Below are 1,665 nucleotides of genomic sequence, written 5' to 3'. Positions count from 1 at the left end.
GTCGCGGCGCGCGACGCGGCCGCCATCCGCCGCGCCGCCGCCCCGGGGATCCGCCTCGACCTCGGCGACACGCTGACGCTGGACGATCTGCGGCTTGAGGATCCCCGCGCGCCGGCCTGGGCGCGGCTGGAGCGGGCGCTGTCGCTCGGCTGCCGCCCGCATGGCGCCGTCGCGACCGCCACCGCCTGGGAATGCCCGGGCTTCGACGGGGAGGCACCCGGCACCAGCGTGCCGGGCATCGACGATTTCGAACGCGTCTTCATCATGGCCCGCGGCGTCGCGCTGCGCGCCGCGCCTGCGCCGGACGCGCCGGTGCGCGCCCGCCTCACCTGCGAGGTCGTCGCGCATGACGGCGACGGATCGCTGGACAGCGAATGGACGGCGGTCCGCCTGCGCGACGGGCGCCGCGGCTTCGTCGCCAGCCGCTTCGCCCATGCCCCCGGCGGGCACCGCCTGCTGCTGGAACGCCACGACGGCACCTGGTCGATCACCGCCTTCCTCGCCGGTGACTGACCGCCCGTCAGAACGGCAGGATGATGTCCAGCAACTGCTGCCCGACGCGCGGCGCCTGCACGTCGCTGATGGTGCCGCGCCCGCCATAGGCGATCCGCGCCTCCGCCAGCCGGTCGTGCCGTACCGTGTTGTCGCTCGCGATGTCCTGCGGGCGGATGATGCCGCTGACCGTGAGGTCGCGCAGCTCGCTGTTCACCCGCACCTGCTGCCGGCCCGTCACGACCAGGTTGCCGTTCGGCAGCACCTGCACGACCGTCGCGGCGACACGCAGCGTAACGGATTCGTTCCGCCGGATGCTGCCGCTGCCGCTGGCGTTCTGCGCGCCGCTGGTCTGCACGAAGCGCGACGGATCGACCGTGTTGGGGAAGATCCGCAGCCAGGAGGCTTCGAGGCCCAGCAGGCGCGGCATGCCCATGGTGTCCGTGCCTTCCCGCTCGCGCTCCGTCTCGTTGCGCAGCTGCGCCTGGTCCTGGATGGAGACCAGAACCGTCACCAGGTCGCCCGGCTGCGCCGCGCGCTGGTCGCGCAGGAAGGTGCGGCTGCCCGGCCGCCACAGCGAGTTGGACGCCGCCGCCGGCGCATGCGGCGCCGGCATCGGCATGCTCACCTGGCGCCAGTTGGGATCGGCCGTCGGGTTCTCGATGCCTGCCAGCGCCGGCGGCCGACCGAGCTCCGACAGTCGCTCGCAGCCGGTCAGCAGCAGCGCCGCCAGCGCGGCGGACACGACGTTCCTCATCGCGATCCTCCGACGCGCACGCGGCCGGGCCCGATCACCTCGGCCTGCACCACCAGGCGACTGTGCAGGTTCATCACCGGCACGGCCGCGCCACGCGCCGCAGCCTCCATCGCGCGGCCCTGCGCGGTCAGCACCATCCCCGGCACCTGGTAGAGCATCGTCACGGTCTGCCCGCGCTCCACCGCCACCGGCTGCACGAGGTCGGCCAGAAGCAGCGGCTGGTCGGCTGCCGCCGGGCGGCGCAGCGCCTGGCCCAGCACGACCTCCGCTTCCTGCGCCGCCCCGGGCCGCAGGCGGGAAGCCGGCACGCGGATCAGCCGGACATCGGCCGCGCGCAGCGTCTCGCCGGCAGCCATGCGGCGCGCCGCGACCAGCATCGGCACGGTCGGTACCGCGCGGCCGGCCAGGCGCAGGCG

The 1,665-nt window shown here is 74.8% G+C and carries 3 protein-coding genes; 1 reads left to right on the top strand and 2 read right to left on the bottom strand.

The genetic code is table 11. The annotated features are described in order from the left end of the window. The coding region (locus OZN99_RS31115) for an SH3 domain-containing protein (RefSeq protein WP_270939067.1) at positions 1-513 on the top strand (513 nt) is incomplete at its 5' end. Between the two features lie 7 nt (positions 514-520). Here the strand turns inward: OZN99_RS31115 and flgH are convergent. Beyond that, complete coding sequence (flgH, locus tag OZN99_RS31110) at positions 521-1,249, bottom strand: flagellar basal body L-ring protein FlgH (RefSeq protein WP_270939066.1); 729 nt, start codon at positions 1,247-1,249, stop codon at positions 521-523. After that, the coding region (flgA, locus tag OZN99_RS31105) for a flagellar basal body P-ring formation chaperone FlgA (RefSeq protein WP_270939065.1) at positions 1,246-1,665 on the bottom strand (420 nt) is incomplete at its 5' end. The genes flgA and flgH, both read right to left, overlap by 4 nt.

Origin of the sequence: Falsiroseomonas oryzae, from assembly GCF_027856955.1 — a bacterium.
In the GTDB taxonomy this organism is placed as follows: Bacteria; Pseudomonadota; Alphaproteobacteria; order Acetobacterales; family Acetobacteraceae; genus Falsiroseomonas; species Falsiroseomonas oryzae.
This window is presented reverse-complemented; position numbering and strand designations above follow the sequence as displayed.